Annotated in this window: 7 protein-coding genes; 5 read left to right on the top strand and 2 right to left on the bottom strand. The window is 54.6% G+C overall.

Annotated elements, in window-relative coordinates; all coding sequences use genetic code 11:
* Nucleotides 1–95: 95 nt before the first annotated feature.
* Nucleotides 96–1,358 carry a diaminopimelate decarboxylase gene (gene lysA / locus ACW14G_RS21725; protein WP_167575088.1) on the bottom strand — a complete coding sequence of 421 codons (1,263 nt, stop codon included), beginning with the start codon at nt 1,356–1,358 and terminating at the stop codon, nt 96–98.
* A gap of 120 nt (nt 1,359–1,478) precedes the next feature.
* On the opposite strand from lysA, the gene ACW14G_RS21730 reads away from it, so the two are divergent.
* Nucleotides 1,479–2,414, top strand: a complete 936-nt coding sequence (locus ACW14G_RS21730; RefSeq protein ID WP_064542938.1) for a LysR family transcriptional regulator — start codon at nt 1,479–1,481, stop codon at nt 2,412–2,414.
* Here ACW14G_RS21730 and ACW14G_RS21735 read toward each other — a convergent pair.
* A complete protein-coding gene (locus ACW14G_RS21735) occupies nt 2,401–3,093 on the bottom strand; it encodes an aspartate/glutamate racemase (RefSeq protein WP_223803894.1) in 693 nt (230 codons plus the stop codon). The genes ACW14G_RS21730 and ACW14G_RS21735 overlap by 14 nt on opposite strands.
* A gap of 141 nt (nt 3,094–3,234) precedes the next feature.
* Between ACW14G_RS21735 and ACW14G_RS21740 the strand changes: the two genes are divergently transcribed.
* The 4 genes from ACW14G_RS21740 to ACW14G_RS21755 form a co-directional block, all read left to right on the top strand.
* On the top strand, nt 3,235–3,561 hold the full coding sequence (locus ACW14G_RS21740) for a cupin domain-containing protein (RefSeq protein WP_163449353.1): 327 nt from the start codon (nt 3,235–3,237) through the stop codon (nt 3,559–3,561).
* 203 nt (nt 3,562–3,764) lie between these two features.
* A complete protein-coding gene (locus ACW14G_RS21745; RefSeq protein WP_249022795.1) occupies nt 3,765–4,685 on the top strand; it encodes a hypothetical protein in 921 nt (306 codons plus the stop codon).
* 536 nt (nt 4,686–5,221) lie between these two features.
* On the top strand, nt 5,222–6,112 hold the full coding sequence (locus tag ACW14G_RS21750) for a carbohydrate ABC transporter permease (protein ID WP_064542927.1): 891 nt from the start codon (nt 5,222–5,224) through the stop codon (nt 6,110–6,112).
* A partial coding sequence (locus tag ACW14G_RS21755) for a carbohydrate ABC transporter permease (protein ID WP_455648790.1) occupies nt 6,105–6,666 on the top strand: 562 nt, incomplete at its 3' end. The genes ACW14G_RS21750 and ACW14G_RS21755, both read left to right, overlap by 8 nt.

Raw genomic sequence — 6,666 nt, forward strand, 5'->3', positions numbered from 1 at the left:
CCGTATTACAAATAACGTGCCGGATGGCGGCGCAAGCGCCTTATCCGGCCTACATCCCCGTAGGCCCGATAAGCGCAGCGCCATCGGGCATTCCCTCAGATAAGTTCCAGCGCCAGCAGCTCTTCAATCGTCTGACGACGACGAATCAACCGCGCCACACCGTTATCAAACAGCACTTCCGGCAGCAGCGGTCGGCTGTTGTAGTTTGACGACATCGACGCACCGTAAGCACCGGTATCGTGCAGCACCAGATAATCGCCCGGAACCACCGCAGGCAGCAGGCGAGTTTCCACTTTGCCCCCTTCCTGCTGGGTGAAGACATCGCCGGATTCACACAGCGGACCCGCCACCACGGTTTCAATCTGCGGGGCGTTTTCCAGCGCACGACCGTCGCCCGCCATCGCGGAAATATGGTGATAGCTGCCGTACATCGCCGGACGCATCAGATCGTTGAAGCCCGCGTCAATCAGCACAAAGTGACGGCTGCCCATCGCTTTTACGCTGCGTACCTGCGCCACCAGCACGCCGGATTCCGCCACCAGGAAACGCCCCGGTTCGATCTCAAGCTTCACCGGGTGGCCCAGATGTTGCGCGATTTGCTGACGCGCGGCATCCCACAGGCCAAAGTAGTGATCGGTGTTGATCGCCTCCTCGCCCTCGCGATACGGGATTGACAGCCCGCCGCCCGCGGAGATCGCCTCCAGATCCTGACCAAACTCCACCACCTGACGCACCATCGCACCGCACACCTGCTCCAGATGGCCATAATCGACGCCGGATCCGATATGCATGTGAATGCCCACCAGCTTCAGCTGATAACGCTGGATCACCGTCAGCGCCGCCGGCAGATCGCTGTACCAGATGCCATGCTTGCTGTTTTCGCCGCCGGTGTTGGTTTTCTGACTGTGGCCGTGGCCAAACCCTGGGTTAACGCGCAGCCACACGCGATGCCCCGGAGAGATGCTGCCGAGCTGCTCCAGCATATCGACTGAACCGGCGTTCACCGGAATGTGTAACTCACGCACGCGGGCCAGCGTCGCCTCATCAATCATATCGGCGGTAAAAACGATATCGTCACGCCCTTCGCCCGGCTCATAGCCTGCAGCCAGCGCGCGTTCAATCTCGCCGAGGGAGACGGAATCCACCTTCACGCCCTGCTCGCGCATCAGACGCAGAATGTGAATATTCGAGCACGCCTTCTGGGCAAAACGCACCACGTCAAACTGATTCAGTTTGGCAATCTGCGCGCGAATAATCTGCGCATCGTACACCCACACCGGACAGCCAAATTCGGCAGGCAGGCGCAGCAGGTTGTCGGCGGTCAGGTCAGTGTCGGTATTGTTGAGCGGGCGTGGCATAGCGAACTCCGGTAATCATCTTTTTTATGATTACGCCACAGGCGAAAGAGAATAAAAAATATCGTTTTATCGCGAGTCTATGCAAAAATGATATGGAGTACAGACCTGTGAGGATCGCCGATGCCAGCCGTAAACCTGCGCCATATTGAAATCTTTCATGCCATTATGACGGCGGGAAACCTGACGGAAGCCGCGCGAATGCTGCACACCTCACAGCCAACCGTCAGCCGCGAGCTGGCGCGCTTCGAGCAGGTTCTCGGCTTAAAGCTGTTTGAACGCAGCCGAGGACGTTTGCACCCGACGGTGCAAGGGCTGCGGCTGTTTGAAGAAGTGCAGCGATCCTGGTATGGGCTGGACCGTATCGTCAGCGCCGCCGAAAGCCTGCGCGAATTCCGTCAGGGAGAGCTGTCGATTGTCTGCCTGCCGGTGTTCTCGCAATCTTTTTTACCGCCGCTGCTCCAGCCGTTCCTCGCGCGCTACCCGCAGGTCAATATTCAAATCGTGCCGCAGGAGTCGCCGCTGCTGGAAGAGTGGCTGTCGGCGCAGCGCCACGATCTGGGCCTGACGGAGACGCTGCACACGCCCGCAGGCACCGAGCGCACGCCGCTGCTCACGCTCAACGAAGTGTGCGTTCTGCCGCAGGCACACCCGCTGGCCGCGAAAGCAGTGCTGACGCCCGCCGATTTTCAGGGCGAGAACTACATCAGCCTGTCGCGCACCGACAGCTATCGCCAACTGCTGGATGCGCTGTTTAATGAACATCAGGTGAAGCGGCGCATGGTGGTCGAAACGCACAGCGCCGCCTCTATCTGCGCGATGGTCAAAGCCGGCGTCGGCCTTTCGGTGGTGAACCCGCTGACGGCGCTGGACTACGTCAACAGCGGCGTTGCCATTCGCCGCTTTAGCGTCGACGTGCCGTTCACCGTCAGTCTGATTCGCCCGCTACACCGCCCGGCCTCGGCGCTGCTGGAGACGTTTACGGCCCATCTTCAGGCGCATCTGTCACGCATTACCGACCCGCTGGAGGCGGTGCTTAGCGAGATCAAGAGAGCATAAACGCCACCGCGTCTTCGGCATGGATCGCCGCCGTATCAAACACCGGTAGCGGGCTCAGTTCAGCGGGCACCAGCAGGCCAATTTCGGTGCAGCCAAAGATCACCCCTTGCGCGCCCTGCTTCGCCAGCGCCGCTATCACGCTCAGGTAATAGTCGCGGGAGGCGTCGCTGAATTCGCCGAGGCACAGTTCATCAAAGATGATCTGGTTAATCTTCTGCCGATCGTCCGCTTCGGGAATCAGCGTACTGATGCCAAATTCCGCCTGCAAACGTCCGCGGTAGAAATCCTGTTCCATGGTGTAACGCGTGCCGAGTAGCGCAACGTTGTTCATCCGTTGTTTTTGAATCGCACGGCCCGTGGCGTCGGCAATGTGCAGGAACGGCACCTCACAGGCGGTTTCAATCGCCTCAGCCACTTTGTGCATGGTGTTGGTGCACAGAACGATACCTTCCGCCCCCGCCTGCTGAAGGCCCCGCGCGGCCTGAGCGAGGATCTCGCCCGCACGCTGCCAGTCGCCCTGTGACTGGCACAGTTCAATCTCGTGGAAATCCACGCTGTGCAGTAAGATCTGCGCCGAATGCAAACCGCCAAGACGCTGCTTTACCCCTTCATTAATCAGGCGATAGTAGGGAATGGTCGACTCCCAGCTCATCCCGCCTAACAGACCAATCGTTTTCATCGTGGTTCCTTGTGCGTTGTCGTCCTGCCAGTGAAGCAAAGTTGTGATCAACTTTCCACATCTGCGGCTCGCGTTTTCTTTTTGATCGTTTCTGATATAAATTTAATGAAACACCGTTTCAACATAAAACAGGACAGCCGGATGTTTATTTTCCATAAAGAAACCACGCTTGAAGATCTGGGCAATGGCGTTACCCGCCGCATTCTCGCACACGATGGCAAGATGATGGCGGTTGAAGTCAACTTCGAACAGGGCGCGATTGGCCCAATGCACAACCACCCGCACGAGCAGCTGACCTACGTGCTGTCCGGTGAGTTTGAATTCACCATTGGCGACGAAAAGCACGTAGTTTCCGCGGGCGATACGCTGTACAAACAGCCGAACATCATGCACGGCTGCGTGTGCCTGAAAGCCGGTACTCTGCTCGATACCTTCACCCCAGTGCGCCAGGATTTCCTGAAAGCATAAGCTTCGACGCTTCCGCCGCTTTTCATCGCGAAGGGCGGCGTTTCTCCGTTTATCCCGTTTGCCCTACCGTCTCAGATTCCCCGCAAATTTTCACGCATTCCGCTGAGATCTAACGTCGATTTCCATCACAGTCGCCGAAAAATAAGGCGCGTTATGCTAGCGCGTATCTGCCGTCACTGGTCAGGAAATGAAAAGGGAATTTTATGAAAGTACTCTCACTTAACGATCTTCACCCAGCGGATGTGCTGCTCTTCTCACCGGAAAAGAAAAGTTTTATTTCCTGGGCAATTACCTTTTTGACCGATGCCCCGGTCAGTCACGCCGCGATGTATTTTGAGACCTGCCCGCCCACCATCGTGGAAGAAACGCCGCCACAGGTAACCACCAACCCTGCTGAAAAGCGTTTTAAGGGCCGCACCATTCATGTTTATCGCCACACAACAGCATCGCCGCTCACGCCTGTCACTCAGGCGGCGCGCCAGCACCTGAATAACCAGGAACCCTATGACCATGCCGGGCTGTATATGGTTGGTTTGTTGTTGATGTATAAAAAATTCTCGATAACCAGCCCAAAACAGCAGGTGATTATTCGGATACTGAAAAAGCTGACCGCGACGATAACTCAGTTTATTCAGCAACAGCAGACGCCCGGTAAGCATCCGATGGTCTGTTCACAGTTCGTCGCCCAATGCTTTGAAGATGCCGGAAGCGCCTTCCGCCTGCAGTTCCGTCATGCCACACAGTTGGATTCGGCCATTGGCGAAACGCTGCTCGATAAAGCCGCCGACTGGATGAAGCAGCGCCAGGTGACCTTTAATCAATATGATATGAACGCCGCGCCGGAAACCGCCAGCGATGAAGCGCTGTGCGAAGCTCTGCACCACGCCTTTATGGACAATAACACGCAACCGACACCCGCCATGACCGATGCGCTGGCGGAAGCCATTTTCTATTTTGCCCAGGCGCACGCGTCGCTGTTAGACCTTGATACCACCGTCAGGCGCTTCGATCCGCTGGCTGCGCTGCGGACCAACCAAAATATGTTTGTCTCGCCGGGCGATTTGATGCGCCATTGCACAAATTTAACGCCAATCGGTATTGTGATGATTCCGACAAATAACTGACGGCTCATACAACGTATACATTCTGGATGTTTCCAGAATAAGCCTTTTATTGTGATCAAAGCCTCATCTTTTTCGCTGAGGCTTTATATTTTTCACCCTCAACAAAGATTAGCGCCTTAATCATTTTAACAATCAATTATATCACGCTTAATAGATATTTCGGCTGTCAACTTCCATACCAGAAGCCCCGAATGGTGCTGGCTGAGGGACAAAAACGCCATCGCCGTCACTATAATGAAACATCGTTTCGACTCCGATCACATTTTCACGATTAATCGAATGACGTAGAAACAAATCGCAATAAAATAAATTTAAAACGGTGTTTTATAAAATGATTGTCGCAAAGCATGAGATTTTGAAACGCAACAACACCGAACAATGGACGATGTTAATTTTTATTGTATTACATTCACTTACAGGGAAAGGCTGCATGACCGACACCAAGTTAACGCTTTAAACGCTCTGGCGCCAGCAGGCGCGAGGGATGTAACCAACACCCAATCCGTTTGACACACTTGTTCGCCAGGTAGGTATGTATGAATGAAAACAGAATGCTGGGTTTGGCGTGGATTTCACCCTATATAATCGGGTTGATAATCTTCACGGCCTTCCCGTTCGTTTCATCTTTCTTCCTCAGTTTTACTGAGTATGACTTGATGAGTCCGCCGGTGTTTAACGGCATCGAAAACTATCGCTACATGTTTACTGAAGATGCGCTCTTCTGGAAATCCATGGGCGTAACTTTTGCCTACGTATTTTTGACAATCCCATTAAAACTGGCATTTGCTTTAGGGATTGCGTTTGTTCTTAACTTTAAATTACGCGGAATTGGCTTCTTCCGTACCGCTTACTATATCCCGTCTATCCTCGGTAGCTCCGTGGCTATCGCGGTACTGTGGCGCGCGCTGTTCGCCATCGACGGCCTGCTGAATAGCTTTATCGGCGTATTCGGTTTCGATCCGGTCAACTGGCTGGGCGAACCGTCTCTGGCGCTGATGTCCGTAACTCTGCTGCGCGTATGGCAGTTCGGCTCCGCGATGGTTATCTTCCTGGCGGCCCTGCAAAACGTTCCGCAGTCTCAGTACGAAGCGGCGATGATCGATGGCGCCTCTAAATGGCAGATGTTTATGAAAGTGACCGTGCCGCTGATTACGCCGGTTATCTTCTTCAACTTCATCATGCAGACCACTCAGGCATTCCAGGAGTTTACCGGACCGTACGTCATCACCGGCGGTGGCCCAACCTACTCAACGTACCTGTTCTCGCTGTACATCTACGACACAGCGTTCAAGTACTTCGACATGGGTTACGGCGCGGCGCTGGCATGGGTTCTGTTCCTGGTTGTAGCAGTCTTCGCTGCCATTGCCTTTAAGTCTTCAAAATACTGGGTGTTCTACTCCGCCGATAAGGGAGGCAAAAATGGCTGATATTCAACAAATCTCCGACGCAAGAAGCATCGCTGAACGTGAGGTTGCCCGCACCCTTCGCCGTGAGAAGATCAACGCATGGGTTCGCTACACCATCCTGCTGATTGTCGGTCTGTTAATGCTCTACCCGCTGGCGTGGATGTTCTCGGCATCGTTCAAACCGAACCACGAGATCTTCACCACGCTGAGCCTGTGGCCGGCACACGCCACCTGGGACGGCTTTATTAACGGCTGGAAAACCGGTACCGAGTACACCTTCGGTCATTACATGCTGAACACCTTCAAGTATGTGATCCCGAAAGTGATTCTGACCATTATCTCCTCCACTATCGTGGCGTACGGCTTTGCCCGCTTCGAGATTCCATGGAAGAAATTCTGGTTCGCGACGCTCATCACCACCATGCTGCTGCCGAGCACCGTACTGCTGATTCCTCAGTACCTGATGTTCCGTGAAATGGGCATGCTGAACAGCTATATGCCGCTGTACCTGCCGCTGGCCTTCGCCACGCAAGGGTTCTTCGTCTTCATGCTGATTCAGTTCCTGCGCGGCGTAC

Source organism: Kluyvera sp. (assembly GCF_965301105.1).

Bases quoted from the DNA above. Each gene is read 5' to 3' on its own strand.
- lysA (WP_167575088.1), bottom strand. From the start codon at position 1,358: ATGCCACGCCCGCTCAACAATACCGACACTGACCTGACCGCCGACAAC.
- ACW14G_RS21730 (WP_064542938.1), top strand. From the start codon at position 1,479: ATGCCAGCCGTAAACCTGCGCCATATTGAAATCTTTCATGCCATTATG.
- ACW14G_RS21735 (WP_223803894.1), bottom strand. From the start codon at position 3,093: ATGAAAACGATTGGTCTGTTAGGCGGGATGAGCTGGGAGTCGACCATT.
- ACW14G_RS21740 (WP_163449353.1), top strand. From the start codon at position 3,235: ATGTTTATTTTCCATAAAGAAACCACGCTTGAAGATCTGGGCAATGGC.
- ACW14G_RS21745 (WP_249022795.1), top strand. From the start codon at position 3,765: ATGAAAGTACTCTCACTTAACGATCTTCACCCAGCGGATGTGCTGCTC.
- ACW14G_RS21750 (WP_064542927.1), top strand. From the start codon at position 5,222: ATGAATGAAAACAGAATGCTGGGTTTGGCGTGGATTTCACCCTATATA.